General features: G+C 46.0%; 27 protein-coding genes. 13 read left to right on the plus strand and 14 right to left on the minus strand.

Annotated features, from left to right (window positions below; translation table 11 throughout):
• Window positions 1-265: 265 nt before the first annotated feature.
• Window positions 266-637: a HEPN domain-containing protein gene (locus ACQ4M5_RS39365; protein ID WP_430681245.1), complete on the minus strand. Its 372-nt coding sequence runs from the start codon at window positions 635-637 to the stop codon at window positions 266-268.
• Complete coding sequence (locus tag ACQ4M5_RS39370; RefSeq protein ID WP_430681246.1) at window positions 634-957, minus strand: nucleotidyltransferase domain-containing protein; 324 nt, start codon at window positions 955-957, stop codon at window positions 634-636. The genes ACQ4M5_RS39365 and ACQ4M5_RS39370 overlap by 4 nt, the downstream gene beginning before the upstream one ends.
• 231 nt (window positions 958-1,188) lie before the next feature.
• Here ACQ4M5_RS39370 and ACQ4M5_RS39375 point away from each other — a divergent pair, with 231 nt between their 5' ends.
• Window positions 1,189-2,046 (plus strand): hypothetical protein, encoded by an 858-nt coding sequence (locus ACQ4M5_RS39375; RefSeq protein WP_430681247.1) that lies wholly within the window; start codon window positions 1,189-1,191, stop codon window positions 2,044-2,046.
• 41 nt (window positions 2,047-2,087) lie between these two features.
• On the opposite strand, the gene ACQ4M5_RS39380 is transcribed toward ACQ4M5_RS39375, so the two are convergent.
• The 6 genes from ACQ4M5_RS39380 to ACQ4M5_RS39405 all read right to left on the minus strand — a co-directional run bounded on the left by ACQ4M5_RS39380 (window position 2,088) and on the right by ACQ4M5_RS39405 (window position 5,588).
• Window positions 2,088-2,516, minus strand: a complete 429-nt coding sequence (locus tag ACQ4M5_RS39380) for a hypothetical protein (RefSeq protein WP_430681248.1) — start codon at window positions 2,514-2,516, stop codon at window positions 2,088-2,090.
• 169 nt (window positions 2,517-2,685) lie between these two features.
• Window positions 2,686-3,084 (minus strand): hypothetical protein, encoded by a 399-nt coding sequence (locus ACQ4M5_RS39385; protein WP_430681249.1) that lies wholly within the window; start codon window positions 3,082-3,084, stop codon window positions 2,686-2,688.
• A gap of 23 nt (window positions 3,085-3,107) precedes the next feature.
• Window positions 3,108-3,737 carry a hypothetical protein gene (locus ACQ4M5_RS39390; RefSeq protein WP_430681250.1) on the minus strand — a complete coding sequence of 210 codons (630 nt, stop codon included), beginning with the start codon at window positions 3,735-3,737 and terminating at the stop codon, window positions 3,108-3,110.
• A gap of 346 nt (window positions 3,738-4,083) precedes the next feature.
• Window positions 4,084-4,620 (minus strand): hypothetical protein, encoded by a 537-nt coding sequence (locus ACQ4M5_RS39395; protein ID WP_430681251.1) that lies wholly within the window; start codon window positions 4,618-4,620, stop codon window positions 4,084-4,086.
• Between the two features lie 241 nt (window positions 4,621-4,861).
• Window positions 4,862-5,122, minus strand: a complete 261-nt coding sequence (locus tag ACQ4M5_RS39400; protein WP_430681252.1) for a hypothetical protein — start codon at window positions 5,120-5,122, stop codon at window positions 4,862-4,864.
• A 163-nt stretch (window positions 5,123-5,285) separates the two neighbouring features.
• Window positions 5,286-5,588 carry a hypothetical protein gene (locus ACQ4M5_RS39405; protein WP_430681253.1) on the minus strand — a complete coding sequence of 101 codons (303 nt, stop codon included), beginning with the start codon at window positions 5,586-5,588 and terminating at the stop codon, window positions 5,286-5,288.
• 231 nt (window positions 5,589-5,819) lie between these two features.
• Here ACQ4M5_RS39405 and ACQ4M5_RS39410 point away from each other — a divergent pair, with 231 nt between their 5' ends.
• A complete protein-coding gene (locus ACQ4M5_RS39410; RefSeq protein ID WP_430681254.1) occupies window positions 5,820-6,083 on the plus strand; it encodes a hypothetical protein in 264 nt (87 codons plus the stop codon).
• Between the two features lie 91 nt (window positions 6,084-6,174).
• Window positions 6,175-11,409, plus strand: a complete 5,235-nt coding sequence (locus ACQ4M5_RS39415) for an A1S_2505 family phage non-structural protein (protein WP_430681255.1) — start codon at window positions 6,175-6,177, stop codon at window positions 11,407-11,409.
• Window positions 11,410-11,438: 29 nt separating this feature from the next.
• Here ACQ4M5_RS39415 and ACQ4M5_RS39420 read toward each other — a convergent pair whose 3' ends face one another.
• Complete coding sequence (locus ACQ4M5_RS39420; protein WP_430681256.1) at window positions 11,439-12,488, minus strand: endonuclease NucS domain-containing protein; 1,050 nt, start codon at window positions 12,486-12,488, stop codon at window positions 11,439-11,441.
• An 80-nt stretch (window positions 12,489-12,568) separates the two neighbouring features.
• On the opposite strand from ACQ4M5_RS39420, the gene ACQ4M5_RS39425 reads away from it, so the two are divergent.
• The 5 genes from ACQ4M5_RS39425 (at window position 12,569) to ACQ4M5_RS39445 (ending at window position 15,158) form a co-directional block, all read left to right on the plus strand.
• A complete protein-coding gene (locus ACQ4M5_RS39425) occupies window positions 12,569-13,204 on the plus strand; it encodes a HipA family kinase (RefSeq protein WP_430681257.1) in 636 nt (211 codons plus the stop codon).
• Between the two features lie 91 nt (window positions 13,205-13,295).
• Window positions 13,296-13,805: a hypothetical protein gene (locus ACQ4M5_RS39430; protein WP_430681258.1), complete on the plus strand. Its 510-nt coding sequence runs from the start codon at window positions 13,296-13,298 to the stop codon at window positions 13,803-13,805.
• A 71-nt stretch (window positions 13,806-13,876) separates the two neighbouring features.
• Window positions 13,877-14,287, plus strand: a complete 411-nt coding sequence (locus ACQ4M5_RS39435; RefSeq protein ID WP_430681259.1) for a site-specific integrase — start codon at window positions 13,877-13,879, stop codon at window positions 14,285-14,287.
• A gap of 25 nt (window positions 14,288-14,312) precedes the next feature.
• On the plus strand, window positions 14,313-14,675 hold the full coding sequence (locus ACQ4M5_RS39440) for a calcium-binding protein (RefSeq protein WP_430681260.1): 363 nt from the start codon (window positions 14,313-14,315) through the stop codon (window positions 14,673-14,675).
• 21 nt (window positions 14,676-14,696) lie between these two features.
• Window positions 14,697-15,158 (plus strand): hypothetical protein, encoded by a 462-nt coding sequence (locus ACQ4M5_RS39445; protein WP_430681261.1) that lies wholly within the window; start codon window positions 14,697-14,699, stop codon window positions 15,156-15,158.
• Window positions 15,159-15,302: 144 nt separating this feature from the next.
• Here the strand turns inward: ACQ4M5_RS39445 and ACQ4M5_RS39450 are convergent, their stop codons facing one another.
• Window positions 15,303-16,787 (minus strand): hypothetical protein, encoded by a 1,485-nt coding sequence (locus tag ACQ4M5_RS39450; protein ID WP_430681262.1) that lies wholly within the window; start codon window positions 16,785-16,787, stop codon window positions 15,303-15,305.
• Window positions 16,788-17,632: 845 nt separating this feature from the next.
• Between ACQ4M5_RS39450 and ACQ4M5_RS39455 the strand changes: the two genes are divergently transcribed.
• Window positions 17,633-19,267: a helix-turn-helix domain-containing protein gene (locus tag ACQ4M5_RS39455; protein ID WP_430681263.1), complete on the plus strand. Its 1,635-nt coding sequence runs from the start codon at window positions 17,633-17,635 to the stop codon at window positions 19,265-19,267.
• Here ACQ4M5_RS39455 and ACQ4M5_RS39460 read toward each other — a convergent pair.
• Window positions 19,250-20,641, minus strand: coding sequence for a hypothetical protein (locus ACQ4M5_RS39460; RefSeq protein ID WP_430681264.1), 1,392 nt, complete (start codon window positions 20,639-20,641; stop codon window positions 19,250-19,252). The genes ACQ4M5_RS39455 and ACQ4M5_RS39460 overlap by 18 nt on opposite strands.
• A gap of 198 nt (window positions 20,642-20,839) precedes the next feature.
• Here ACQ4M5_RS39460 and ACQ4M5_RS39465 point away from each other — a divergent pair, with 198 nt between their 5' ends.
• Window positions 20,840-21,253 (plus strand): hypothetical protein, encoded by a 414-nt coding sequence (locus ACQ4M5_RS39465; RefSeq protein ID WP_430681265.1) that lies wholly within the window; start codon window positions 20,840-20,842, stop codon window positions 21,251-21,253.
• Between the two features lie 299 nt (window positions 21,254-21,552).
• On the opposite strand, the gene ACQ4M5_RS39470 is transcribed toward ACQ4M5_RS39465, so the two are convergent.
• On the minus strand, window positions 21,553-22,584 hold the full coding sequence (locus ACQ4M5_RS39470; protein ID WP_430681266.1) for a PDDEXK nuclease domain-containing protein: 1,032 nt from the start codon (window positions 22,582-22,584) through the stop codon (window positions 21,553-21,555).
• A gap of 374 nt (window positions 22,585-22,958) precedes the next feature.
• Window positions 22,959-23,792: a hypothetical protein gene (locus ACQ4M5_RS39475; RefSeq protein WP_430681267.1), complete on the minus strand. Its 834-nt coding sequence runs from the start codon at window positions 23,790-23,792 to the stop codon at window positions 22,959-22,961.
• 174 nt (window positions 23,793-23,966) lie between these two features.
• Here ACQ4M5_RS39475 and ACQ4M5_RS39480 point away from each other — a divergent pair, with 174 nt between their 5' ends.
• The gene (locus ACQ4M5_RS39480; RefSeq protein ID WP_430681268.1) at window positions 23,967-24,116 is read left to right on the plus strand and encodes a hypothetical protein; all 150 of its coding nucleotides are present in this window, start codon (window positions 23,967-23,969) and stop codon (window positions 24,114-24,116) included.
• A 342-nt stretch (window positions 24,117-24,458) separates the two neighbouring features.
• Here the strand turns inward: ACQ4M5_RS39480 and ACQ4M5_RS39485 are convergent, their stop codons facing one another.
• Window positions 24,459-24,947 carry a hypothetical protein gene (locus tag ACQ4M5_RS39485; protein ID WP_430681269.1) on the minus strand — a complete coding sequence of 163 codons (489 nt, stop codon included), beginning with the start codon at window positions 24,945-24,947 and terminating at the stop codon, window positions 24,459-24,461.
• A 173-nt stretch (window positions 24,948-25,120) separates the two neighbouring features.
• On the opposite strand from ACQ4M5_RS39485, the gene ACQ4M5_RS39490 reads away from it, so the two are divergent.
• Complete coding sequence (locus tag ACQ4M5_RS39490; protein WP_430681270.1) at window positions 25,121-25,363, plus strand: hypothetical protein; 243 nt, start codon at window positions 25,121-25,123, stop codon at window positions 25,361-25,363.
• A 559-nt stretch (window positions 25,364-25,922) separates the two neighbouring features.
• Window positions 25,923-26,192: a hypothetical protein gene (locus ACQ4M5_RS39495; protein WP_430681271.1), complete on the plus strand. Its 270-nt coding sequence runs from the start codon at window positions 25,923-25,925 to the stop codon at window positions 26,190-26,192.
• Window positions 26,193-26,646: the final 454 nt, after the last annotated feature.

Here is a 26,646-nt window from a genome sequence, read left to right on the forward strand (position 1 = left end):
GGCAAGTACTGCTAAGAACGCTCATTGAGTTCAAGCGTGAGCAGGAAGAGAAACAGTAAGACAAACCTGAAAACAAATGAAGGAAGCAGTATACTGATGAACAAGTAAATGCTGCTAAAAATTCGGATACCTGGTCTAGTTTTGAGGGTTCATTTCAACTATTGTCGATCGAGTTCAAGCTGGAACTGCTACGCCTGAAGAAATTGTCAGGGGACTTCAAATTTTGACTCCTTCAATGCGGCAACAACTCCTTGAGGAAGAGAATTCATAGATTGCTTTCAGCCAGATTAATAAAAGCTTCAGCGCGATCGATTTGTGTACTAGCCTCAGCGATCGTCACTTGTACACTCGCATCGTAATCAGCGCGAGTCCGAGATTGTTGAGCCTGAATGAGATAGCGATGAAACTCAGGTGGAATCCGTCCTGTACTCGCAAAAATCTCACCAAACTTGCTGATCACGGCTGAATGTTTCGAGAAATTTAAATTTTCACCGACAAGAAAGGCTTCAGCAACGTAGAACATAGCGTAGTAAGCACGAGAAACTGCAACAGCGTAGATTGCTGCTTCTGACAGAATCCGAGCAGCAAGGAGGCTTTCGCGAGCTTTGGCAAGCAATTGCTCTTGTTCTGGGATCACATTTGTACTCCCTCGTGCTGAATGTTCCGCAGGAGTGCTGTGTCTGAAGCGCGGAATTGCTGATCGGAGATAAAAACAGGCGTGATGACAGCGGAATGTTTGAGACAGAGAGTTGCGATCACTTCTGCTGTTCGCTGATTTTCTGCCCAAGCATCAACGGGGGACTGTAACACAACTAGAACATCAATATCAGAATCGGGTTGCGCGTCTTGTCGAGCTTGAGAACCGAAGAGAATTAGCGCTTGCAAGCGATCGCCGTAGAGCTTGGTCAGCGATCGCCGCAATTGTTGAAGAATCGTATCAAGATGAGGGTGCGTCATCGTTCTCTCGCCTAAGATTCACTGCATTCAGGGATCGCGTCGGGTTAAATGCGCCATCGACCCATTCCAACCCTAACTCATGTTCAGGATGAGATCGCAATCGTTACAGTCTATTCGTATGAAACCTGTTTACAAGCTCCTGTCTAAACCTTGAGAATGCGATCGCGAACCGAGACAAACTCGATCGCGGATTGATGATAGTCTACAGAACATCACAATTTCTCATTCATTATGGCTGTCTCTGATTATTCTGAACCCGTAGCCCACCTGTTGTCACAAGGCGAATGCTCATCGCATGAGGTCCGATCTTGGCTCGACTATCAAAGCTTGGGGATTCGTAATACTGACATTTCTAGCTTGATCCAAATGGCAACAGACCACGATCTCTACGAATTGGATTCCGAAGCCCCAGAAGGCTGGGCACCCGTTCATGCATGGCGAGCCTTGGGACAATTACGAGCAGATGCAGCTGTTAATCCGTTGCTACAACACGCGATCAAGTACTACGACCATGAGGGCTGGTGGGAATGGATGGCAATGGAATTCCCCAGAGTGTTTGCCCAAATCGGAGACGCGATTCTGCCAACCTTAGCGGCTTGGGTCAGTGATCAGACTCAGGCTGAATGGATGCGGGCGTTGCCCATAGAAGCATTAGAGAGACTAGCAAAGCGAAGCCGTGATTCGACGGGTTCTATTCGTCAGCAATGCGTCGAGATTCTCTCAGAGAACTTAACTCAATTCGCGGACAATGATCCGATTGTGAATGCCTCTCTCATTGGGACGTTAGCTAAACTGGGAGTGATGGAAGCAGTTCCACTGATGGAGCAAGCCTTTGCTGCTGGATCTGTGGATGAGAAGCTATTTGGCGATTGGGACGAAATTCAAGTCATACTCGGCTTAAAGTCTCGTGCTGAAGTACCCCGTAAACCCATTGATCCGCAGTTTCTTCAGTATCTCAAAGCATTAGAGCGGCAATCATTCGTTCCGACTGGATTTGGCAAGCCTGCGCTTGAATCCTCAAAATCAAATCGCAAAACTAAGCTGAAGCAGCAATCCGAGTCCCGACGCAAAAATCGCAAGAAAAAATAGCGGAGAAATCGTCTCAAATGTGGCTCCAATTTGCTTACAATTTATGCTTTGGTGGAGCGATTTTCTACGATCGCGTTTGTCCGTCTCCCTTGTAACCAAGGCAGAATCGCACAAAGCGCCAAAAGCCCATAGTAAGCAATACTCGATACCGCATCTCGGCGCAAGAAGACCTCTGCTACGGTCATTCCCCGCAAGAACACGCCGACAGAAGTATCGGCAATCAGCACACCGATGACTGCTAAGGCTCCAATACTGAATCGCTCTGATGCAGACAGATCTTGAGTGAATCGTTGGCTGATCCAACCTGCTGCTACCAAAATGACAAGCAGCATCACAGGCATCTCTGGCAACTCTGCAATTCGAGTTCCAAGGCGGGGTTCTAGCATTAGTACCCGAATCGGACCCAGAATAAAGCCTGCTCCAAATACGATCGTAAAATATAGCCCACTTAACCTAAAAATTCGCAGCATGGAAACTTCTCTCCGTGCACGGTCTAGAGTGTCGTGTCCATTGTAATGACTTCAAGCTGTGATGCGATTGTGAGAAAAACTAAATTAACGCTGCGGTGCGAAAAGCAAGGCTTGACCCTGCGACGAAACTGACCCAATCTCGTCACAGAGTTACACAAAAGACCGATCGCTAAAAATCAAGTTCTTCAATCCATTGGATCTGAACAGGTGAGTGCCCTCTTAGCTGCAAGAGTCCATTCCAAAGCTCAGTCAGTTTCATCCGGTTGCAATAGCAGTTGGGTTCAGCAGCATCCCATTCAATATCGAACAAAAGCGTTCCACCTGTAGCAAGCACTGGACGATATCGCTGCCCTGGTGCTTCTAAAACTTCTTCAAGTCCACCTGCATCTTCCACATCCTCAACAATCGATTGCATCGACCCATCTGGAAAAGTAGCGATCGTATAATCGTGGTTGTTCATCATCACACCACAAGAAACATAGCTAATTCCAGAGTTATACTGTTCAAACTCATGCCAAATCCGATTGATCAGATCACGTTCACAAATCGATAAGATCTCAACCATCATCTCGCTTTCTCCAAGATAAGATTTCATCGCTCTCGTGCTAACGGAGACCGTGCATTGCTAGCACCTGCAACATAAGCTCTGAGCCTAAATTTCAAGTATTGATAGGCAGATTGAAATAATTCATCCTGCAACAGCATTCGACTAATACGATCGGTTAAATTAGCAATCGGGCGAAGTTGACGCACTTTTAACTGTTCCAGTCCTGCTACATCTGTCCAGATGAAATTAGGAATTGACTCGCGATTCCAAGGAATGCTAAATTCCCGCGCACGAGTTTCGAGGTGTCGAGCGCTAAAGTCAATAATCTCGGAATAAGTGTGGTGAGTTGGGTCAGGATGAGCAATCCAACAATGAAACTCCAGATCCGGAATCAGAGGACGATGAGCATCAAAACACAGAGCAAACCAAACGCCCTCTTCAGTTGGATCAGGGCTAGTACAGATTTCAAATGTGCCTGCGTAAAAGCTGTAACCAGATTTTGGGGATAATTGCCTAAGTAGCAGCGTTCCGAGCAAGGCATACCACGCACAAGCTTGCTCAGGTCTTGGATGATAACTACAAACCGTCGTGTGGATGAGATTATCGATCGTAGAACAATCAATCGTCACACTGTCAGAGCCGTCATGAGGGTAGGGAATCAGGAAATTGGACATTCAATTTCTCCAAATTCAGTCAATAAGCTACAAAAAATGGAGGCAAAGTAGATTACCTCCATCCAATGTCATTGATTTGCAAGATTGTTGGAATTAAAAATGCTTGCAATTGAGTTGAAAGAGTTGTGGGTAATGCTCCACAAGGTCAGTTTGCCTCAGACGAATTTTGTCTTTCTTCAGCATCAGTATCCATAACGTCCGAGTCGTTCTTCAAGATAGATTTCGTATTGTCGATCGTAATCATCATCGTCTTGCTCAACAGATGGTTGCTGTTCTGACATATAATTCATCTCAGTTTCTCAAAGTAAAAACGATCGCCCCAAAATGAGGCGACCTTTATTGAGCGCTACCAGCCTTCAGAAGGAGCAGGTACTTGAGCAGTCTTCGCTGATAGCACATCCAACGCTGCGCCGTTTTGAGCGCGGAAGTTCCCTGACCAAGCTTTGATTTGAGCAGGTGTGATGTTAATCGCTTTGACGTTGGGATCGTAGCCAGAAGCTTGCATCAACTGCACTGCGATCTGATCGCGCTGTTGCTTGAATTCTGAAGTTCCTGGTGGAATCCGACCTTCAAGTTGATGAGCCGCAACGCGATAGGCAGAAGCCCGCAAACTCAGACCAAGATTGTAGCGAGTGGCATGATAGTGAATGTCACTGCTGTATAAAGGTCTGCTAAAGGTCTTTTGGAACTCATCGCGAATGATGCCGAAGAATGCTTCCATGAACTGAGATTCAGCAGTGCGATCAACAGCCAGAACCGAGGCAGGTTGAGCATCTGAAACTGGAGTTGCAGTCGTATCGACAGTAGACACAGTTTCTTGAGCAGGTTGCGCGTCATCTCTTTCGAGCGTTGCTGCATTACTGGTATTTTTCTTGCCAGCCATAGTTAAATCTCCTAAATAGATCGATTGAGTCAGAATTTGAACTCGTAGTTCTGCCGCTAGGCAATTTTGGTTTGAGTTTGAGATTCTGATTTCTTTCGCAGGTTTGCCGCTAGGCACAGTTCAAGGTTTGAGTTAATGTAGTTTGCTTCATCTTTTCAATTCACCTAAAATGAGAAGATAGATTTGTAGTTGCTGCAAATCCGATGAAATACAGGTAAGTCAGGTGAAGTCGATTATGCCTTCATCCGGAACGATCGCAACTGTACCAGATTTGAATCGCCCCTCCAACAAGAAACGCAATCAGTAAGAGCGGGGGGCTTGAGTAACCAGCGAGAATCTCTGCACCAACTATTGCACCGATCGCTGAACTGAGCAACGCAATCGTCTTATCAACAGTCGATGAGCAAATGCCAAACTGCTCGTAAACGGTTAGCAACACAAATGCAAGCAAAGCAATGAATGCAACCCCCATAGTAAGAAAAATAAATTGAGCAAACGACATTATGCTTCCTCCGTTCTCCTACAATTAGTGCTACAAATTTTCAAACTCTGGAAAATCTCAAGATGAGTTGACTACTCAAGCATCAGGTGTCCTCAAAATTGATTAAAATTTTCAAGCTTTGGAAAAAAGCAGGTCTACTTACAAGAGCAAACCTGCTAATCGATTACGATGGGAAAATCGTCCATTGAAGCTGTTCGTGCTGATCTGGCGCTTCTTGAATCACAAATTGAACAGGAGCCTCACAATTGTCTGTGTAGACTTCCATTTCGCTTTCTCTAATTCTGAGCCACGCATCTACTATTTCAAATCGTAGACCGATGCGCTTGACTTCAAACAGCGACAATGGTGCAATCTGAGCCTGAAACAGCCTCAAGTCGGGGTCATAGCGAAAAACGAGACGTTCTACAAACTCGACTCGCGAACAGTTCATCTCAGATTGGGGAAGTGGCAAATAGATTCCAAGCATTTTTCCAAAGAACTCAGCATTTTTTGCGGGCTACCGCGTTCTCCCCAAGCACATCGATGATTAGTAAACCTCAGCCTGAGCTAGTTTCCTTTTTACAAGCAGATTTAGAAATATTAAATTTGCGGGCAGTACTATCGCATCTCAGTTGCTTCTCTAACATAAACGACAAAAATGCAGTACGATAATTGAGATTATTGAGCTTCGTCTTTTTCTTCAACCTGGCGTTTTACGATGTCTCATAGCTCCTCAAACAATCCCAAACAAGACTTTTCAGGTCTGTCATCTTTTAGCCGTGATGAAGTTGTCGATCAATTGTCATTTAGTGACAGCATTGATGACTTACTGGCAAGTGGAGAACTTCAAATCGATGATCTTCCGATTGATGAACCGCTCATCTCGGATGAGTCACGAGCAATCTTTGAAGCCTACGCCATCGAGATGAATGAACGGATTGCGCGTGGAGAGATGAAGCTAATTGTCGCTGACGACTTTTGACTAATTGAGAGATCATCGTTTAGCTGATCAATGCTGAGAGAAAGCCGCAATCGACTTTGCATATTGCTCTGTTTCCTCTGATGAGGTTGCAATGGTTCTGAGCTTTGTTCAATATGATGCTAAATTGCTCCGCCCGCTTGAAATCGTAGCGAAGGAAGTCAATCATACGCTGTTAGAGCATTTGATTGAGGTGGAGCAGCAACGAGTAGGGAATTGGGAAACTCGTTACGTCACCGCGCAAATCTATGAAGGCGTAACCGCAGATGACCTCCGTGCTTTTCGAGAGTTAGAACTGCAACTGATTCTTGCAAATGGCAAGTGGGCATATTTTACCGATGCCCAGACCGCCGCTTTAGTTCAACGTCAAGTGGCTCGATCGAGCGATGCGATCGCATACGGTAGCCTGTTTCTTTCTCATGCCAATGCGTCTACCGTGCGATCGCAAGGCAGAATTCTGGTGCTAGATGACGCTGCAACGAGCGAGGCAATCATTGCTCAACTTCCCAAAATCTGCCAAGCATTAGGAACCAATTTTAGTGAAATAGATTTGCAGAACATTCACCGAAAATTAGGGGACTGCTATAGTTTAGTGTCTTCTAATCTGGCTCATGCTGTTGCTTATTCATCTCATCAAAAACAGAGCAAAGACCCAGACCGTTCTCCATTTCAGTTTCGGGCAGGATCACTAGAAATTCTAGGCGTGATTAAAGGAACCTGTCGGGTCAGTGATTGGTGCGATCGCTTACAGGTCGATGCGATTTTGTCTTTTTCATCGTTCAAAGCAACTCAACAACTGAACGGAGAGAAACTGCTGCTTCTAGGCGTACACACTGTTTCTAACTTCTTTTTTGCAAATAAAACTTATGCTGCAACCAGTCAGCAGAAACGAGGGTTACAGCCTGCTCTCGTAACCCCTGAAGCCACACAGCAGGAAGTGTTACCGGAGTTGGTAGAAAAAGCGATTGCGACTGCTCAAGTTCAAGCAACCTCACAAGCAGCAATCGATTATTATCTGAGCGTTGCAGAACGAAAGCGCAATATTTTAGATGAGATAGAAGACTCAGAGGACATTGTAGAAGAAACTTACATTGATCCGGTCTACGAAATTCTCAAAGCTGACCAATTTCAGCAAATGCAAGGACATCCCAAAGTTTTAGATGCGATCGCAAAAGTTCTGCATCATGAGTGGATGGATGCGGTAACGGTAGGCGTTTATTCTCCTTCTGCGATCGCTCAACCTCACGCAGATCTCAACCCTTGGGAATGTTGCTTTCGAGAACTACCGCATGGTGCGTTGGTTTCGCTGTACCGCTCTCCACTAGGAAATATTGCTGGAATCGGCACATTCATCAATAACACAGAGCAACTTAGAGAAACCGACTCAGAAGCATTTCGACAGCAAGGTGTGATCTATCTTAATTCTTGGTCAGCGGCGAATGTTTTGATCACAGATTTTGATGGCGATCGAAATGCGATCGTTTTAGGTTATGTAGCAGTTTCGCCTGGAGCGACCGTTTATAGTCTACAAGAACAATTGAGAGAATTTTCTGATCCTCGAAGTGCTTATGAAGCAGCACAGGCATTATTTCTTACTGCTGTTCAAGACCCAAAGATTTTTACTCCAACTGAATCACCTATTTTTGTGGCAGAAGTATTGGATAAAAATCGACCAGAAGTCCGTCCGATTTCAGTGAATAAAGAACCGAAGATCGAGCGGCAAGGTACGATCGAAGAATGCGCCGTTCATGCAGCGAACAATCCAACAGGCATTGTTGCAAACTTGAGTATGAAAATTGATTCGCTGTATTGGGACATTGCTTATCTCGCTCCAGAGCAGCGTCCTGCTTACCTCCAGCAAATTTGTTCACACTATGCTAAAGTTTTAGAGCGCACAGAAATTCCTCAGCCTGAAGACTATACCGCAGTTCTATCGAGCGGAGATTTACAGTTTCGCGATCGCATCCGACAAATTGTAGATGAGAGTCGTCAACTCTTTCAGCTTCGAGAACCAGACCGAATAGAAACGGCTGGATTGGTTCTTCAAGAAGTCCAAGCCCTGTTGTGGGACGTGAAAGGAATCATTGCAATGAATTTGCAGCGGGCTGTAGATTCACCGAAAAGTGCAAGAGAGGTAGCTTGGCATCTTCAGGGGTTTGCAGCCGCGCTGGGGAAGTACAAACAGAACTTGTTGCTAAACCATCGCAAGGATACGGATCTATACCAGCCACTAAAGCCGAAAGAAGCAGTCGAGGCAGTCCGTGTCCTTTCTACTAGCACCGTCGATCCGGTGGCGCAAATCGCAAAGCAGGTGAATCAGCATTACCAGGAAGTGGTGTTGACACCTCGAAGCCGTGACAGCTTCTTGCCTCTATTTCCAAATCGCGAACAAGGCGGATTTAGTGAAATTCAGGCGAAAACAGCGCGATCATGGATCGATGACTACAATGCTGTCATTCAACGAGGTGCGATCGCACAAGAACGAGCAAAAACCGAAGTGGGTCCCAGCCTTTTGATTCAATCGATCGGCGGTCGTCAGCTTAGAGTCATAAATCTTACAGCCTGTGATTCTCAAGGAATTTCTCCGATTTGGCAAGCGGCTCGTCAAAATACGTTTTTAGAAGTTCGAGTCGGACTCAATCCAGACTGGCAGACGAAAACACAGTTCCCTTATGCTATCTTCCTCGACTCATCAAAATCCGTTGGCTTGATTAGTACAGAATCAGTGCAAGCAAATCAAGCTTGGTTACAACAGGCAAGCATCGAAAAAACATTAGCCATTTCACTTGATCGGATTGAGCGATTTGTTTTTGAACCTCACATGACGATCGCGCAAGCCAAGGCAGAAATTACCGAAGCAGTGCAGAAAATTGCTCGACAAGCTGAATTATTAGTTCCTGCTGAACGCACTTCAATGGCAGCCGCACTTTGGCATCAGGGTGGACAACATTTAGTGATTCAAGCTTTTCATCCAGAGCTATGCCAGCAGATCCAGTCATTGCACCTTCAAACGATGACCGTTGTTGGACTACAACACCCAACCAACCTACATCAAGGACGAGCATTTTCAAAGGAACTATGCAAGATCGCGGTTGCTGTCGAAACCAATTCAGAAAGTTTGATCGCAGGGCGAACAGTTCTACAGGTTGAAGGAAAAACGCTGGCTCCTTTCTCGATCGATAGTTATCAACTGCCGATTGGAACTCAGGGTGAAGCGCGAATCGTGCCGGAGGTTCCAGCGATCGTCAAAGCAATTTTACCGAATGGAACCTCGATCAAAATTAATCAAGTTCAGGCACATCATTTTGCAAATCAAGTTTGGAGTAATGAAACGGTTGAACTCGGCATAAAACGGCGAGAACGCGAAGGGAGCAAATGGTCTGATGTCGTCTTGACCATGCGGGACTCGGCTGGACAACTGCAAGATTTAGGCATTGTCAGTACTGCAAAAGATCGGCAGGCTGTGGAAGCTGCGTTTCGGCAAGTGTCTCCTGTTCTGAAGCGAGAAACAACGATCGCCGCATCGCTCACCTCAGACATTGCTCGACTTGCCACTGTTCATCTGATTCCTGAAAGCTTACAGTTACCCAACACGAACTCGCCTTCAAGAGAGATTCAGCGAACAATGATGCAATCCAACAATACTCCAGAGCAGTTGTATGCTCAGATTCTCAAAACCGAATATGTTTGGTCAGCAGAAGCGTTGAGCCGATATCTGAAACCCAGTCGAAGCTATGATTACATTCAGTACGAGCGCATTGACCGCCCCGATGCTCCTATTACTCAACGTCTACCCATGTACTTTGATGGTGCAATGATGACGCGAATTACTGGCATTGCGAATAGTTTATCGCCTCAGAGTTCATTTACTAACACGTTCGATGCGATCGCAGCAGGCTACCGCACCAGTACCTTGCGAAATCACGGGCAAATCAGAGCTAACATTGGCGATATTGTTACAATCATAGGGCAACCTGGGCAATCTTTGTGGGCTAAAATCACTGCAATTCAGACTTTGACGGTTCCGCCAACGGGGATTAATTTTTCAGAAATTGAAGCTCAACCCGCAACTCTACGATCGTCCCCTGATCGCATTGAGTCGCTTCAACCTCACCAAGTTTTTGTGTTTGGCTCGAATCGGCAAGGCAGACACGGAGCAGGAGCGGCAAAACAAGCCATGCAATTCGGAGCCGAGTATAGCAACCCTCAAGGAATTCAGGGGCAAACTTACGCGATCGTGACCAAAGATCTGAACTTAGGAGCGCGATCCGTTTCACTATCAGAGATTGAAGCACAAATCGGGCAGCTACTGAACTATGCACGATCGCATCCCAACCAAGAATTTCTGGTCACTCGAATTGGCTGCGGACTCGGAGGCTATCATGACCATGAAATTGCTGCGTTGTGGTCAGAAAAACTAATTCCAGAGAATGTGCGATTGCCTCAGTCGTTTATTGAGGTCATTCAAGCAAGCTATCGAGATTCAGAACCTTTGACGCGATCGAACCCACTCGCTGATTTACCTGCACTCAATCCAGCTACAGCCCGTCACATGCAGAAAGATGTTGCAATGGCAGAGATTGCAACTCAGTTCATTGGAACCTCTGCCGCACCTGTCCATACACCATCCAGTACTCGTAATTATGAAATGGCTTGGGGAGATCGTGCTAATACGGGCAGATATGATGCAGCCGACATTGTGATGGTGAGCGGCAGTGGTCCTTGGCGCAGTGTTTCTCAAACCAGCATTCAACAAGTTTTTCAAACGCATTACCAGCCGCTCTTGGATCAAGCGATCGCAGCTCAGGCTCAATTTGTCGTTGGCAATGCGGCGGGGACAGATCAACTCGTTCAGCAGTATCTGCGATCGCACGGCTACCGATTAGAGTGGAATTCGATCGCTGCATCAAGCGGCTACCTTAAAGCAACTTCGCCTGTTCACCTTGCAGTTCCCTCTTCTGTAGAATCAAATCAAGGCGCTTGTGAAAAAACGATCGCAGGCTACTGTCCCAGCCGAGGCGAACTTCTCCAGTGGTACCAGGCGTATCAACTTCGCGCTCAAACACATCTCCATGATCCTCAAAAGCTGAAACAAGACCAAGAAGGGATGGCACACGTTGAGGCGATTCGACTTCGACAAAAAACAGAAGGACTGAAACAGATGCAGGGTCAAATCCCGGACGTATCAAACAATGCTTTTCGGAATCCAGCAGTCGTTCTATCTGCTGAAGAATACAAACGAATGCAAAAAGCAATTCTATATCTTCGTCAGGCATCCCCAACCCATACACAGGCTTCCAGAACTTGCCATAGTCCATCACGAACATAGAACAATGACGCAAGATTCATCACGACAGATTAAAGCCGCTTTGTCCAATGCTCTAAAGCAATCTCAACCCACAACTCAACAGAAGTAGCGCGATCGGGATTTTCGAGCAATTTCCTGTAATTTTCAATTTCATCTTTTTGCATTTCTTCCCCACACTCTTGAAGTGTTTTTAGTAACTGATTCGGCTGCTGCCAGGTAGCATAGCGGGGGCGACGACCATTGGGACAATAGTACAAGCGGTCAATCTTACTCCAATCGCGTGAGTCAATGAGAAATTTGCACATTTGATTTCGCTCAGGATGCGGAAGTTTAAGCAGTAGATTCAGTTTTTTGGGTTGTGCTAGTGAATGGAAAGGCGAACCAAACCGAAACTCTGCACACGAGCGCGTCTTGCCTTTACCGTACAGCAATTGAGATGCTAAGACCGTTTCCTGCATTCGCTCATCAAACTCTAGTAGCATTTGTCGAATCTCTAAGATGCACTCGCGATGCGCTCCATCCACGTTTGCTAAATTGTTGAGTAACTTTCTAGGAACTGGTGGTAGAGTCCAACTTGAATTTTGAGGAAACTGAGGTAGTCTGAGATTCCAAATTTCCTGCTTCTCTAAATCCCGCAATCTCCAACTCAATCCCTCTGAATCATCCAAAATCTCAAATTGGAGAAACTCCACTGACAAGCGGTTGTACTGTTGATCGATCAGGTTATCGCGATGAAAACAGGGGGAAATTGCAATCAAGCGGATTGGTTTTGAGTAATCGACTTGTTCAGCAAGAGGTCGCTCTTGCTGCAATGCGTGATAGTAGCGAGTTAACTGCTGGACAACATATCGATTGACTTCGTTTTTGAGTTCGATGACTACAAGTTGCTGATCGGGCGCGATTGCAAGAATATCGCAGACCTGTCCCTGAATCGAAAACTGACGCTTAAGCGGCAACAATCCTAGAAAACTTAGCAGATGCGTCCATACGAAGTCTTCCAACTCTGACTCGTTATGAAAATTCCACTGACTGCCACACTGCCGCAATTTTGTCATAAAGAATTTGATCGCTACTTTCCAGAATGCCCAAGACAGAGCCATTCTTGTCAAGATTGAGCGATCAGCAGTGGGCAAGCGAGAGATTCTCATTGCTACAATCAACGTTGAGAGATTGAACCTGCATGAATTTACGAACTGTCACTGCAACCCGTTACATCACAACCCTGCGCGAAGGTGGCTCATTGCCTGCGATCGTTGAAGCTGATGATGACGGGATGTATGTGCTGAAATTTCGCGGCGCAGGGCAAGGCGCAGAATCGCTGATTGCCAAACTGATCGCAGGCGAAATGGCGCGGGCGTTGGGGCTACCGATGCCCGAAATCGTCTTCGTGGATCTCAACCCGGATCTCGCTCGCACAGAACCTGATCCCGAAATTCAAGACTTGATTCGTGCCAGTGCCGGACTCAATCTCGCGATCGATTATCTACCCGGCTCCGTGACCTTTGACCCGATTGCTGGGAAAGTCGATGCCGAGCTTGCGTCCAAAATTGTTTGGTTCGATGCCTATATCACGAATGTCGATCGCACTGCCCGCAAAGGCGATTTCGATCCTGTGTGCGGGTGGGAAAGCGGCTGTCGCGATCGAGCAATTGCCACAGCGCGATCGCTTTCACTGGCTCGTTGCTCCCCGCAGTACGATCATTCAAACCTCACGAGTTCACACGGGATTGTGCGAGGACTTAGCCGCCGTTCTAGAACATTTGCTCGATCGAATGGTGCGTCCATCCCGAACCACGATTGCTCCATAAGCGCTTAATATTTGCGTTCCAGTTAAATTGCATCACAGGATTTCAAAATTTCGCGGTTGGGTTGTTACGATCGCAGGGTTGTTACCTGACCTGACAATCATGAACAAGACACCAAAAGGCTTTGGCAAACCGCTCGAATTTCAACAGACAACCAAAACGCACCAGAAAGCCTTGAAAAAGTTGCAGAAGAAGTTGCAGCGGAGTCCGTTGGGTGAACAAGTAAGCGGAATTGTGACCAGCCCAAAAAATGAAGTCAAAATGTCAGAGGTTTTGGAAGATTTCGTGGAACCGTATCTAGACTTTGCTCGAAATCGTCATCAACGCGAGAAGCTGTTTGGGATTGCCGTTGCCGCATGGAATCTAGCCCTCATGCCCGAAGCGGAGCGTGAGTCGATGATTGAGCAACTGATCCAACACGCACTTCAGAGCAATGATCCCCTCGCTCAACAAGATACGCGAGAAATTTTGCACGACCTGATTGAGCGAAAACAAACCTTGTTTGCAGACAATTCGCGGTATATTGTCGAGTTTCAACTGCAAGATCTGGGACACACATTTCATCTCTCCGTTGCCTCCACCTTGTCCAATCCCCCTGTTTCAGAGCCATAGTGCCTGAAGGAAGCGACGGGGTGAAGCGATCGCTTTAGAATGAACTCAAGTCCCACATAGGAGCAATAGCAATGGCAAAAGTCTTTACCGGAAAAGTGATGATTCCCGGTGACAAACTCGACGAGTATTTTCAAGCACTCCAACAAGCAGAAGCGGCACGCGCACCCTTTCGGCAAGCACTGGAGGACCTGAACCAAGAGTTCGCTGAGTTTCTAGCATTGAAGTATGTGCCTAAGACAGTACGAAAACATACTGCGATCGTCGGATTATTCATCGATTTTATCTGCGGCTATACCGATGTAGAGCAAATTGAAGCGATTACGAAAGGCATGGTTAATAGCCATTTCCGCAGTTGGTATAAGCGAAAAGTCATGGATTCAGCGACAGACAGTGATTTACGAGTAGCACTGCGAAAGTTCTTTCAGTTTCTTGCGACTGAAAAGAGTATTGTCAACCCGAAAGTGCTGGATGCGCTGAAGTAATCTAAAAAGTATTCAGGAGTCGATTATGTCTCGTGACGAGGAACGAGAAACTAGAATCACGATGGAAATTGTTGTCGATGCTTATGGACCTGAAGAACAGGCAATGGGCTGGTATTACTATTTGCAAGACACCATGCAGTTTCCCTTTACGGCGACCTGTGTGAGCAAACGCCGCATCTCTCCGCTCAAAGAGGGTAAAACGGTAGAAGTGGTGGGGATGGCTCCGGAAGACGAATGTGAGCAAGAGATGTTCGTTGAAATCGAATGGGATGGCGATACGTTGGCAGTTCCCCTGATTCAGCTAGAAGCGATCGATGCCGATGAGGAAACGCAGCAAGCCATCGCCGATTGGCATTACTGGATGAATCAAGGCTATGAGTTTGGTTAAGTCATTGGGAGCGGAATCAGAATGAATCGTAACCGACCGGAGAAATCCGGCTTTGGACAGCGAGTGCAACCAGATGAGCAGCACTTTACGCGAAAACTCAAGTCAAAGGCGGCTCAGGGTGTGCAAGGCTATCCGATTGCCACGATCGCTTACTACGGACCGAATCTCGATCTTGCAACAAAAGTTGCAGTGGGCATCGTGCAAAAAGACCAGCAGGTGAGTGATATGCGGCGCTGGTTCTCAGACTCAAGCGACATCCGTTCGGATCATGCCACAAATCGAGCTATCGTGAAATTTCTAGAGCAGCACCATGCTAAAAGTGTGGTGATTAGTGAAGGTATTCTAGGGTGTCCCCATGAGGAAGGAATTGATTATCCCGAAGGAGAATCGTGTCCCCAATGTTTATTCTGGGAAAATCGAGAACACTACGTGGAGCGAAGCTACCGCTGGACGGGTGAGATCATTCCCTCAACTGAGCGTTAGTCAAGCTAGAAATGCTTTCGCGCGATCGCATACCTTGCCAGCAATCCGAGTCGTCGTAATATAGTCCTTGTAGAAACCTACCCAAATCTATTAATTGTGCAAGAGGTGCTTGCACAAATTATCTGGTATGTTGCGCTTTTTACCCTAACTGCTATCAGGAGCCAGCAGGCTAATCAAGTAAAAAGTCAGAGCAATTTCAAGCAGCGGGATGTTACAGCCATTTTTTGTTAAATTCGACTGCGCGATCGCGCCGAAATTTCCTTGAGACAAGCTGTTACACTCAGTCAGGTGTAATAAGCTTGTAGCTGTATTGCTTGGATTAGGACAGGCAGAAAGCTCATTTGATGCGTCTTGGATTGAAGAATTAACATCTAAAGGATTAGAACCTAGAGAATCAAAAGTTAAAGAACTAGAATTCGGATGCCAAAGATCTCGATGTTTATAGAGTGAAGATCCACTTATTCCATATTGAGTCAGTGCTAAGAATCTCGATCGTATTCCAGCAGGCAATTGATGACGATCGATTAAATCCGCGATCGCAGCTCGAATTCTTTCTCGAACATCTTCCGATTGTTGCTGATTCCAAGAAAGTTTCGATTCTTTGCTTTCTAATTCATCGATCCCAGTTGCAGGTTTAAGCTTGCTTTTCGCAATTCCGAAATGAAAGTAGTCGCTGTTCTCAATGCAGCAAGCCCATTCTTCCGCTCGGTGTTCAATTTCATGTTGATGACGACACCACTGTTCATAGCCTGGTAGCTTTCGAGCCGTTGCAACAATATCATCGATCAAAGCTTGCCCCTCAAGTGGGCGCGATGCATAGAGCAAATGTCCGAAGATATAGCTTCTCATGGCAATGCGACCTAAAATGAAATTTGTCTGTCCATGTCCTGTCCAGCCAGGTTCGATGTCAGCATTCAGGTCATTGAGAAACTTATCGGCACGTCCTGAAATTTGATATTGCTTTCGCTTTGCTGCTTTTAAGACCTGTGCGATCGCAGTTGTATTCAGACCATTTCTTCGTTGAGCAAATTGCCAACACTGCACAAAACTTTGTTCGTCGCTATAAATCGGCTGCCAGTCTCGATTGACTAAATACGACCCAAGTTGCATGGGTAAGCGGTGTGCTTTGTAGAGGCTCGGCTTTCCTTCTGCTACATAAAGTTTTGGATTTGGCAGAATCTCAAGCTCTCCTAAAGCCACCATGAATCCTTCGTTTTCTAGTAGCGTTTGAACTGCAACAGCAAGCTCCCAAGATTTTTGTGCTTGCTCAAATGGGAAATAAAGATGCAACCCGCCGCTATAGCTAGACGTACAGGCAAGGTAATCAACTAATCCAAGTGGTTCTAATGTTGCAACAATTCGAGCGATCGCAAATGGATCTTGCCTGGGATGGTATTGGCTTGTAATGTCAATATCTAGCAAGCAATATTGAGTCTGTGCCCCAAAGCGAACGCCATAGAGATAACCACCCTGCTGAATCATGCGATCGCTGAGCGGATGGCGACTTTCGGTTTTCCACTCTACTTTGTAACCAGAGCGCGGGTAGTCTGCCCAAATGTAGTCATAGCGATGCGGAAACAGAGCTAAAAACGGATCATCTCGCTCTGCAATAAATTGGAATTCCGCCACTGACACTGAACTAACGATAAGACACCTTTGGTTCGCATAGCTGATGAAATATGACGGAACTACACTATCAGCAGTCACAAATCTGCCTTGTGACGATTCTCGGATCAACTGATCAAAGTAATCAGACAATGTGAGTTGATCTGAAATCCTTATATCATCGGGCTTGTATAAACTTTAAAGTGACTTGTTTTATGACTGAGGGGTAAATTTTCCCCGACTGGGGGAAGGATCTTCCCAAAGAGAGGGGCTGTTTTCACAGCGTTATTGTGACTGTCCCTGGATTAAAAAAGACGCACACTCACGCTCACATTCTGGCTGAAAGCCTTGAAAGCTGGCAGATTTCTACCTAAAGCCAACCAGAATTGTGACCAGTTCCCCGAAACAGGGGAGAAGATCAAATCGTGTGACCATTTCCCTGAATGAGGGGAGAGCAAGTGACTGTGTGACTATTTCCCCGAAACAGGGGGATCTGTGACCATCCTGTTGTGACCATTTCCCTGAATGAGGGGAGAGTAAGTGACTGTGTGACTATTTCCCCGAAACAGGGGATCTGTGACCATCCTGTTGTGACCATCTCCCCGAAACAGGAGAGAAATTGCAGAAATACACACCTTAACTTGTGACCATTTCTCTGATTGAGAGGTGTGTTGTGACTGAGAAATTCAGAGCTTGGTTGTTTCTCTGTAATTCCCTTCCCATCAGCATTACAAGCAATAGCGGAACTAGAAAATTGATAGAGTCGATCGCAAAAATTAGACTGCAACAAACATTTTTTGCTATTCGATGTAAGATCACGGCATTCCTAGCACGTTGCTGCTTTGTGACCTTCGCAGACCTAACTTCTTATGCCATCTCGCCGTTTAAAGACAACTCAGAGCCAGCCTGAAGGGATTGCAACGATCGATGTTGAGATTGTTGTGGATGAGCCTGATAGTTCAGTTAACGCACCTACCGCACGTCAGCGCAGCAAAGTGAGTAAGTCTCCTGCTCAAAAGCGCACTCGTCAACGTCCAGAGACGAATCCAGACTTATTCCCCGACTCGATGACCGACTACGCCGCCTCGAATCGATTAATTTGGGAAGGAGCAAATATTCTCACGCAGGGAAGCGATCTCCCTTGGCTAACTTCGGACAAAGGAGAAGCCTACTACAAGAGTTTAGTCGCGAAGGGAAAAGGCTATATTTCGTTTTGGCTCACGGATGACTTATATGCAAAAGATCCATCAGTACTAGAGCGAGATTTAGCGATCGCACTGATTGAAGAGTTTGACCTCAGAGCAACTTGCTTACACCTAATTTATGCGGCTCATGCTACTCAAGTCGATCGCCCGTGGGAACAATCTTTCGCAATCAGCGACACCCAGCTTGAACAATATTTAGGTCTGAACAAAAACAAAAAGCTGAACAAGCAGCAAAAGCTTCAATTGATGCTGGATTTGGCGAAACAGCCTTGTCACTTACTCGTTTACGTCTCTTGGCCCGAACAAGGACGAATTCCAACTTTTAGCGTCAGTCGCACTTGGCTTTGGGAAATCGCAGAACCGATTTTGCATTTTCAGGAGTGCATTGTTGACGACGAGGGGAAAGCTGTAGGGGAAAAGCAACTCGTTGGCTTCACACTCAATATTCGTTGCGGTGCTTGGGCAAAGTACTTTCTGAATGAGGAAATGCGTCTGCAAAAGCAGGCTTACTATGAATACTGTATTCTGTCTAAATCCCTGATTCAAGACATTATGGCGATGTACCATCACTATGAAGGTGCAGCCAGATTAATGACTTGGCTTCTGTTCAAAACGAAGATCAACCGGAGCAGTCCTCTCAATGCAGAGGCGCTGATGAAGATTGCATTCGGTGAGTCTGCTTTACAAATCGCCAAAGTTGATTCTAAGGCACGAGCAAAGTTAGTAGAGTCATGGATCAAAACAGTCAAGGCTTTACTCAGTCGAGGTTGGCAAATTACGCCGGATGCAGCAACCTATCCGATGGAATATTGGGTGAGTCCATCCGAGACAAATCCACTCAATCAAATTCCAGATGATCCTGAACTTGCAGTAGAGTTCTGGGCAAAGGATGCAACAGCAGTCGAAGGAGAACGGTTGACTGATAAAACAAGACGAGTGCATGGTAAGTTCAACCGACTTCTAACAGCAAAACTATGGATTCAACCACCAGAAGCGATCGCGAATCGTCTCAATGAAATTGATGAATCTCGCAAACGTTACAGTCGAGAATTTGACAGAACATTGTTGCCAACTCAGCCAAGTTCTACACCGACTCAGTCCTCTTCAGCAACAAAGCCGGGACTGAAAAAGATCGAGTCCGGTGAGCAATTAAAACAGATGCGAATTGCGAAAAGCCTCAGTCAAAGTAGTTTAGCCAGCAAGATTGGTCGTAGTGCAAGCTGGGTCAAAATGGTCGAAACCGGAAAGCGCAATATTCAACCTCAAGATCACGAAGTTCTACTATCTGTGCTGTCTTGAAGTTGTGCGAGATTGCTGACGTGAAGTCGGTTTACTTGCATTCCGCCTCGAAGCGATCGCAAGTTCTAGCTGGCTGAGTTGATCTTCTGTACAGTGCTGGATGTATTGAAGAATTGCTTCAAATTCGGCATCGATTCCCTGATTTGAAATCGAAATAGATGCGACCTCGATCGTTGCTCCAACAGAATACTGCTTCTCTTGTACTGTAGAAATGGTTTGAGGTTCTGTTGAATTCCACTCTAGGTCTAGATTGGGCTGAGTTTGCAAAAATTGCCGCGTTGTTTGAAACTCAAGTGCTTGCTCATCCGAAACTTCAGAATTGCTCCACTTACGGCAGTGTTGCGGCATTGCAGTAATGCGATCGTCACTAATGGTTTCTCGATAAAAGCCACACCAAACGCCAAAGCGATTTCCTTCATGCTGTGGATCATGCCAATGACAGTTAAGACAGGTTGGCTTCTCGATCGAAAAATCCTCACTCTCTAACGAGGTTGCCTGACTTGAGCGCCGTTTTCTTCCAGAAGCAAGTAAGCGATCGGTGAGTTCCTGTCCTTTCTCATTCCACCAGCGCTCTAGAGTGACAGGATTGGGAACAACAAAGCTGATGGGTTTATTCTTGATCGTTGAGTTGACACTCAGGCGAAAAGGTTGTTTGGGAACCGGACGATGCTCAATGCTCCAATGCGGTGTAAGCAGTTCTCTTAATTGAGACAGTTGCTCCTGAAAGACTTGTGCTTTCCAAACTTTATACTGAGTCATCGGATCCTGATAGTTCCGAAAAAATCGCACAATGTTAGCACGATCGATCAGATAGAACCGATAACTCTCATCCTCAATGCACTGCTCTAGTCGTCCCCAATTTTGAACTTCTTCGCGATATCTCAGAAATCGCTCGTCTTGCTCTAAGTCAACAGTTTGCTGGTGCTGTTGAATCAAAGCTTCAATGCTCTCTGATGTCCAAGTGTTTCCTGCTAAAACTTGTTCGACAAAAATCGTTCTAGCTGATTTCGGAGTGGAGTCTGAGGCAATTCGATAGAGCAGAGTTGCATCAACTTGATTGAGCGCACTAAAAGTACCTTGTTGTTCAAATGGCAAAAAAGCACGCGCAACCGCCATCATGTAATAACACAAAGAAACACTCAGCCCTGTTTTCTCTTGTGCCCATTCCAAAAAAGCTGGCGTTTGTCCCCAACCAAAGACTGCTTTTGCTTCTATTAGCTCTTTTCCACTGTCATAGATATCTTGAAACAGCCGTCTGAAACGCTTGCGAATGTTTGCTGCGATCGCATCAAGTCTTGCTTGCTGATCAGCAGAAATCGACGAATTTACGATTTGATCTGATGCAGTTTGTTGAAGAGCGGCTTGTTTAGCCATGATTTTTTAGTCAGTTAAGATAGCTATCTTAAGTTTATAAGAAAGTCCTAGAAATTCTGTAAAAAATTGCAGAAAGTTTAGAAAATAACAACCAATTTTTAGAACAATCTAGTGCTTGTGTATTGATTTTGCTTGCCTGTGCTAATTTAAGAGCAAGGCGTTTTGTCATGACTGCACACTGACGACGAGGCGGGAAAGATGATCATTCTCAATTCACCGACTGGTACACCGACTGGGCGGCAGATGCTCGGTCGATTAATTCGCGGGGCGCGTGTGATGCGAGGATGGTCGCTTGCTGAGTTGCGATCGCAGATTGCTCAAAACGTTTCTTACTGGACGGACGAAGGAGTGAAGCCTTACATCGTCAGCGAATCGCTGCTGAGTATGTTGGAGCGTGGGAAACCTGTTCGAGATTCGTTGCTGTTTGAATCGATCGCAGTCTTGCATCTGCTGGAACATCCAGCGGAGCATCGTCCCTTAACCCTTGAGGAAATCAAATCAATCAACTGTGGCTTATTCAACTTAAAGACAGGGCAGTGGGTTGCGATGACTGCACAAGCTTCTATATCTGAAAACTCTTTCTCTGTAATCGATTCAGCGTTAGCAAGTTAGTCTGGTCAGTTTATAAAAGTCTCCAAGCGTTGGAGACTTTTATAAAACGATTCGCGAAATCCTTGTAGAAACGTGATTAGGTGCTTCGCAGCGCCTTTGGCGGCGCGTCTCTATAACACTATGCAGGAACCCGATCAACGGAAAATTTACTGGTAGAAAGATTGCACAGTAATTTTCTTCTGTAATCAATGCTATGTACATAAGAAAGAATCAAATCCTTTAGGAACGTGACCACGTATTATTCTTGATCAGTAGTGCCTTTTGTTAGCTGAGATCATCGTCGATCGCAGCATCCATTTCTAGTTCGAGTTGCTCGATCGAAGGTAAACTCTCCTTAAATTGCTTTGGCAAGCTATTCCAAATTTCATGCGTTGAAACTCCGTTGCCTTCGGCACAGCGGAGCTGCCCGGTCGATTGATACTCCTTAATGCGTATTCCACGATCGTTTGATTCTTAGACTTGCATAAAATTAACCCAATTGTTGGTTGATCATCAGGATGCCGCAGCAAATCATCAACGACTGCTAAATAGAAGTTCATCTTACCGCTCATTTCTGGTGTGAACTCCGTCATCTTTAGGTCAATAATGACAAAGCAGCGTAGCTTGAGATGGTAGAAAACGAGGTCGATATAGTAATCCTCACTGCCGACTTGCAGATGATACTGACTACCAACGAAGGCAAATCCTACCCCTAACTCCAACAAAAAATCTCGGATGTGAGTGACCAGTGCATTTTCTAAATCCCGTTCCTGTGCTTCCCGACCCAGCGAAAGAAAATCAAAAGAATAGGGGCTTTTCAGTAAGCTGTTGGCGAGATCTGATTGAGGTTTAGGTAGAGTCCGCTCAAAATTAGTCATGGCTTTGCCTTGTCGATCGCGCAACCGAGTTTCGATCTGAATCACCAAAACGTTACGACTCCAGCCATTAGTGATGGTTTGCTGCGCGTACCAGAGGCGATCTTCTGTTGTTTTCAGTTTTTCTAATAGCGCAAGATTGTGATACCAGGTAATTTGTGCAAGCACCTCTTGCACAATTGATAAGTCCGGGTAAGTCTCTGCAAATGTTCGCATATATTTGAGATTGCGACTCGAAAAGCCTTTAATTTCTGGAAATTCTCGTCGTAAATCCTTTGAGAGTTGGTCGATGACTTTTGCACCCCATCCGGCTTGTGCTTGACGATCAAGAATCATCCTTCCAATTTGCCAATATAAAAGAACTAACTCGCGATTGACCGCAATTGCGGCACGAACTTGAGCCGTCCGAATCTGTTCCTTCAGATCATTCAAGAGTTGAGGATAACCTTCTGGCACTAAAGAAGAGGGCTTTGCCACCAATCGATGCTCCTACTCTGAACGCAAGTACTACTGAGCAAGTCTATCAAATTTAGGTTCAGAGTTTCTGCCGAGAATTATTTTCTTGGTCTGCTTTTTCTTATTTAACCTACGGTTTGTACATAAGAAAGGTTAGAAGTTATCTGATGTGGACTTGGAATCGTCTCATGCAAATAGCTTCGTTGAAGCTAATCCTACCAATATCGTAATACTGGTGCAGGGCGATAGCGATCGTCGAATAGGCGTTCTGCTGCTTCGCCTATATAGACTTGTACATCATCGGCACTCTACTCTTTGCCAAAGTCGAGCAGTCGAAAATACGCGCCATTGCTCGTTTTGATGCATTGCTCGATTTTCAGTAAAACCATCCTGAGTCATAGTGCAATCTGACTCAACCCTTGCATTAGCAGCTTGCTTTCTCGGTTCAGGGTATTCTCACATAATCGCCAATACCAAGACTGCAATGGGTGTAACGCGACAGAGCGAAGCGAATGATTTGTCTCTAGTTTGATCAAGTCTTGGATCGCCCTTCGCTGAGTTGCTCCACGACTGAGCAACCTCAGCCATAGGGTTTCTATCGTCTCTGGCAGTTCGCGAGTGCAGACGATCGTCGTACAGTAAGCAGGAGGTAGCTCGTAAAGACCCGCAATATGACGATGAGACAATCTTGCTCCCCATCCTTCTAGTTGTTTAGCCGTCATTTGCGGAACGATCACCAGCAAACGCTGATTGCTCTCCAGTTCCTCATCCTCGTCGTTCTCTTCGCACTCATCCTTGCTGTAGGTTGGTGCTTCTTCATCTACGGGAATAATGCTGCCATCCGTTTCTACCTGCCATCTGAGCCAGTGCCCCAAGCAAGTTCTGAATTCCCTGGTGGTCGGCAGAGATCGTAGCGATTCGATAATACAAGGTTGAATCAGCAAGTCTCCCAGAATGCCTAGCACAGCTTTTGATGTTGTCGGGTCTGGCTCAAACAGAACATCCACTAATTCTGCTTCAGCAATGATCTCAGGATTAATCCAAACTTGAGGACTGCCCTCAGCCAGCGCACCCAGAACCGCAGTGCCAAAATCAGATCGAGAAGGATGCTTGTAGATTCTGAGCTTCGGATCACGTGGCACTGGCTCATTCAAATAAACGGTGCCAAAACGACTAAGTAAAGTAGCAAAGTACTGTTGACTAAAGAGAGAAAAGGGTGAGCGGGACATGATTTCATCCAATGAACACTAAATCTTCTGATTTTTGAGTGATGCCCTGAAACTGGGCAGAGCAGCAAAACGGCTTGACTGAGAACGCACTGGTCAATGTTAATCCCACTAGTACCGCAGCACCGGATCTGGACGGTCATGCTCGTTCAGTAATCTCGGGTTGCTCCTCGTCGGATGTCCTGCAATTGTATTCAATTTAGTCCAGAAGTTCGGGTCAATCAACTCAGCCGTGAGCCAGACCTCAACGCGAAACGATTCGTGTTTCTCCAAATGATGGCTCTAACTTCATCGGTCAATCCTGATCTGCGTAAAGGACTGCGGTAAAAAAATCAGGAGCATCCTGCTTGTTGCGATCGCGCCTGATCGAGGGGAGTAAAATCGATTTTGTTCAGATTGAAACGATCGCTTCACCCTGATTTAGCAATGCCTGGCTAAAAACTCTCACAGCGGTCTTGCCACAGCACTTCATAAATCCCGCGTTCTAATGCCTCATCTGCGGCTTGGCGCTGTTGTTGCAGCCGTTGGATTTCTTCTTCCCTCAAGGTTGGCATTATCCTTGCTCTGTATTGCTCAATCGGTTCTCGATAGACGTAGTACTTCGAGGACAGTCGATAGACTGCCTTGCCCTAAGCGCTCCGTCAGCAGCAGAAATATTCAAAACTGTCATCACAGCACCTCTGCTTGATTAAATAACTCTGGATACTCATCGGCGTAAACCACCCTGCCGGGAACTTCTCGGTACTGCCCATTCGAGAAACAATGCCGCCAATGTTCATTGTTATCTTGAAACACATCAATTCTAGGATTGCAGCTTGCATCGATAAGGGGGGCGATTGCCGCAAATAGCACAGGCTCATCTCCGGCTTTATCAGCCCGATATTCCACGATCGCAACACTGCCATCTGGTTCCTGCACAGCCCCCAATGACCAAGCCCTTAATGCTTCAATCAACGTGGTAAACCCCTCGATTGGTGGCAAATGTCCCCCTCGATAGCCTTTCTTCGTCGTATTGGTCGTGCGGTCGTAGGTCATAGCTGTGCCAAACTGCTCGATCATCTCTGGTTGGTAGAGCGTGTGAATCGCTGTGAGTGCTGCTGCAACCTGGGTTTCAGGAATGCGGACGTGATGAAATGAATAGTAAACCAAGTGTCCCATGTCCTTATTTCTCCTTGCCTAGTATCTTGCTTATTCTCATCCATGACGGTTGGCGACTGGTTAGAGGAGACGGGAATCTTCTCCTAGCTCGCTATCCGTTTTGCTTTTTCGCCCCCTTGTTTGCCACGATTGCGCTATGCCCCATCTCTGTAAAAGTTAGGCGCAACAAACGTTTGAATGCGCTGAATCTGCTGGCGAATTTGCTCACTCGTCTGACCATTCATGCGGCTTTCCAGCACGATCGGGACGTTGAGCGGAAATTGTTCGATATGCGGAACCCATCACGTCGTTCGCGTAATCATTGTGTGATTGTCTCGATAACCATCGTTGTCCGAGATGTGAATTTCCAGCACCCGATTTGGGGCGAGGTTCAAGACCTGCAATTTCTCAGCAAGTCTAATGCCTGGATCTGCTGAGTGATGCTCTGACTCAGTTGAGCGAGACGAGGTTCGATTTGTGCTTGATGGGATTGGCGCAAGGCTTGGTAGCCCTCAAGGTCAAGAGAAAGCGTCATAATAGCGGAGTAGTGAAAGACTGTCGTTCATTTGTATTATTTCTTCGATACGAGGTCAACCGATTGCAGTAAAACTTCAAGTTAGAGCAGAGTCCACGATTTGCTAATCTTGCGACTGAAGTATCTAAATTGCTGCGATCGATAATTCTGTAACCTGAGCAATCATTTCAAACCGATCGCTGCTTTGACTGTACCAAAGCCACAAAAATTTGTACAGTAATTTTCTTATGTAATCAATGCTATGTACATAAGAAAGAATCAAATCCTTTAGGAACGTGACCACGTATTATTCTTGATCAGTAGCGCCTTTTGCTAGCTGCGATCGACGATGATCTCAGTATCCATTTCTAGTTCGAGTTGCTCGATCGAGGAAGGTGAAGAAACTGAGCAAGATGAGTAAGTTAATCGCTCAACATATAGGTTTTAATTCAGGATTGTATTGCTAAAGAGGAGAAAACAATATGGCATTCAGAGATCGTCCAGTGCAAGATGCAGATCAAGCGACAACCATCCATCTGACTCCACACGAACTCGAAATCCTGCAAAAGCTCGTTGTCAAGGACGGCGATACTTTATCGCCTACTGAGCTAATTGAAGCATTTGTCGCAGACTTAACGGGTAGCTGGCGCACGAATGGCAGTGATGAACAAGAGTATGCTTTTGCTTGGTTTAAGCGACGTGCTTCTGACTACATTGAGGCAGTAGATGCTCTGGATTGGTTGGAAGAATAGATTACACAATAACAAAGATTCGCGACCTGACTTAGAGTTTGATATTTCTGGTTAAAGTTCTAGTAAAATACTAGAACCTTAATCAAGATACTGCCATTGCTAGCTGATCTTGACTATCGGCAACTAGCACATCTACGGTTACGCTGGTTTCATCTCGAATCGCTTCTAACTTTTGGCAATTTCGTCCAGCAATCGCCCATCGCACGGATTCAGAAGCAGCATGACTCGTAAAATACTACACCGTCTGTTTGCCAACAAATCCACTAGCACCATAGAGAACAACATCATAGGAACGCTCAGACATGGCAGAAACTCCCAACAGCAGGACTTAGGGGCTTGCGAATAAATAAGATCCCGGTCATTCTAGAGGAAATGAGAGAAGCCCTTGCGATGATGTCTCAACCTCCAAACCCAGAACCGTTGCCGTCAATGCTGAGCGAAGCGGTGAAAGCCA

It is taken from the genome of Leptolyngbya sp. AN10 (assembly GCF_050565645.1).
In the GTDB taxonomy this organism is placed as follows: Bacteria; Cyanobacteriota; Cyanobacteriia; order Leptolyngbyales; family Leptolyngbyaceae; genus Leptolyngbya.

Excerpts from the sequence above, each read along its gene's own strand:
- ACQ4M5_RS39435 (WP_430681259.1), top strand. The coding sequence starts at position 13,877 with ATGGCAAAAGTCTTTACCGGAAAAGTGATGATTCCCGGTGACAAACTC.
- ACQ4M5_RS39445 (WP_430681261.1), top strand. The coding sequence starts at position 14,697 with ATGAATCGTAACCGACCGGAGAAATCCGGCTTTGGACAGCGAGTGCAA.
- ACQ4M5_RS39395 (WP_430681251.1), bottom strand. The coding sequence starts at position 4,620 with ATGGCTGGCAAGAAAAATACCAGTAATGCAGCAACGCTCGAAAGAGAT.
- ACQ4M5_RS39440 (WP_430681260.1), top strand. The coding sequence starts at position 14,313 with ATGTCTCGTGACGAGGAACGAGAAACTAGAATCACGATGGAAATTGTT.
- ACQ4M5_RS39475 (WP_430681267.1), bottom strand. The coding sequence starts at position 23,792 with ATGTCCCGCTCACCCTTTTCTCTCTTTAGTCAACAGTACTTTGCTACT.
- ACQ4M5_RS39465 (WP_430681265.1), top strand. The coding sequence starts at position 20,840 with ATGATCATTCTCAATTCACCGACTGGTACACCGACTGGGCGGCAGATG.
- ACQ4M5_RS39370 (WP_430681246.1), bottom strand. The coding sequence starts at position 957 with ATGACGCACCCTCATCTTGATACGATTCTTCAACAATTGCGGCGATCG.
- ACQ4M5_RS39390 (WP_430681250.1), bottom strand. The coding sequence starts at position 3,737 with ATGTCCAATTTCCTGATTCCCTACCCTCATGACGGCTCTGACAGTGTG.
- ACQ4M5_RS39495 (WP_430681271.1), top strand. The coding sequence starts at position 25,923 with ATGGCATTCAGAGATCGTCCAGTGCAAGATGCAGATCAAGCGACAACC.
- ACQ4M5_RS39430 (WP_430681258.1), top strand. The coding sequence starts at position 13,296 with ATGAACAAGACACCAAAAGGCTTTGGCAAACCGCTCGAATTTCAACAG.
- ACQ4M5_RS39485 (WP_430681269.1), bottom strand. The coding sequence starts at position 24,947 with ATGGGACACTTGGTTTACTATTCATTTCATCACGTCCGCATTCCTGAA.
- ACQ4M5_RS39405 (WP_430681253.1), bottom strand. The coding sequence starts at position 5,588 with ATGCTTGGAATCTATTTGCCACTTCCCCAATCTGAGATGAACTGTTCG.
- ACQ4M5_RS39420 (WP_430681256.1), bottom strand. The coding sequence starts at position 12,488 with ATGGCTCTGTCTTGGGCATTCTGGAAAGTAGCGATCAAATTCTTTATG.
- ACQ4M5_RS39455 (WP_430681263.1), top strand. The coding sequence starts at position 17,633 with ATGCCATCTCGCCGTTTAAAGACAACTCAGAGCCAGCCTGAAGGGATT.
- ACQ4M5_RS39385 (WP_430681249.1), bottom strand. The coding sequence starts at position 3,084 with ATGATGGTTGAGATCTTATCGATTTGTGAACGTGATCTGATCAATCGG.
- ACQ4M5_RS39425 (WP_430681257.1), top strand. The coding sequence starts at position 12,569 with ATGAATTTACGAACTGTCACTGCAACCCGTTACATCACAACCCTGCGC.
- ACQ4M5_RS39375 (WP_430681247.1), top strand. The coding sequence starts at position 1,189 with ATGGCTGTCTCTGATTATTCTGAACCCGTAGCCCACCTGTTGTCACAA.
- ACQ4M5_RS39460 (WP_430681264.1), bottom strand. The coding sequence starts at position 20,641 with ATGGCTAAACAAGCCGCTCTTCAACAAACTGCATCAGATCAAATCGTA.
- ACQ4M5_RS39410 (WP_430681254.1), top strand. The coding sequence starts at position 5,820 with ATGTCTCATAGCTCCTCAAACAATCCCAAACAAGACTTTTCAGGTCTG.
- ACQ4M5_RS39400 (WP_430681252.1), bottom strand. The coding sequence starts at position 5,122 with ATGTCGTTTGCTCAATTTATTTTTCTTACTATGGGGGTTGCATTCATT.
- ACQ4M5_RS39380 (WP_430681248.1), bottom strand. The coding sequence starts at position 2,516 with ATGCTGCGAATTTTTAGGTTAAGTGGGCTATATTTTACGATCGTATTT.
- ACQ4M5_RS39480 (WP_430681268.1), top strand. The coding sequence starts at position 23,967 with ATGTCCTGCAATTGTATTCAATTTAGTCCAGAAGTTCGGGTCAATCAA.
- ACQ4M5_RS39415 (WP_430681255.1), top strand. The coding sequence starts at position 6,175 with ATGGTTCTGAGCTTTGTTCAATATGATGCTAAATTGCTCCGCCCGCTT.